Below are 453 nucleotides of genomic sequence, written 5' to 3'. Positions count from 1 at the left end.
CCATGCCGCCGATCTGGAGCGTGGAGCCGTTCGGGAAGATGATGTCCGTCCAGACGACGAGCACGCGGCTCTGGCCGAACGACACCTTGCTGTCGTAGCGTCCGAACAACTTCGTTCCCTGTGGGATCAAAAGGCGATGTCCAGTTGCTGAATCATAGACGTTCTGGCTCACCTGGGCGGTGATGCGACCGGGAAGGTCGGAATTGATGCCGGTGATCAATGTCGCGGGAATAACCGAGCCACGCTTGAGCTCATATGGTGACTGCTGCGGCACAACACGGTTCGGCAGGTAGCCAAGCTCCTTGAGGTCCGCGTTGAAGAAATCCTCCTTGGCCTTCTGGGCATTTGGATCGACATTCTGCCCGCCGAGACCAGCGCGCAGAGCTGCCGCATATAGGTCGGACGCAGCACTAGTCGTCGTCGCGGTGGAGATTCCGTTCGTTGTCGTGGCGG

Annotated in this window: 1 protein-coding gene; it reads right to left on the bottom strand. The window is 59.6% G+C overall.

What is annotated here, in order from left to right; translation table 11 throughout:
* Window positions 1-453 (bottom strand): TrbI/VirB10 family protein (locus EOC06_RS38520; protein ID WP_281062150.1); only part of this gene is annotated, 453 nt, incomplete at both ends.

Origin of the sequence: Mesorhizobium sp. M7A.F.Ca.MR.362.00.0.0, assembly GCF_004023175.1 — a bacterium.
Taxonomy (GTDB): domain Bacteria; phylum Pseudomonadota; class Alphaproteobacteria; order Rhizobiales; family Rhizobiaceae; genus Mesorhizobium.
This window is presented reverse-complemented; position numbering and strand designations above follow the sequence as displayed.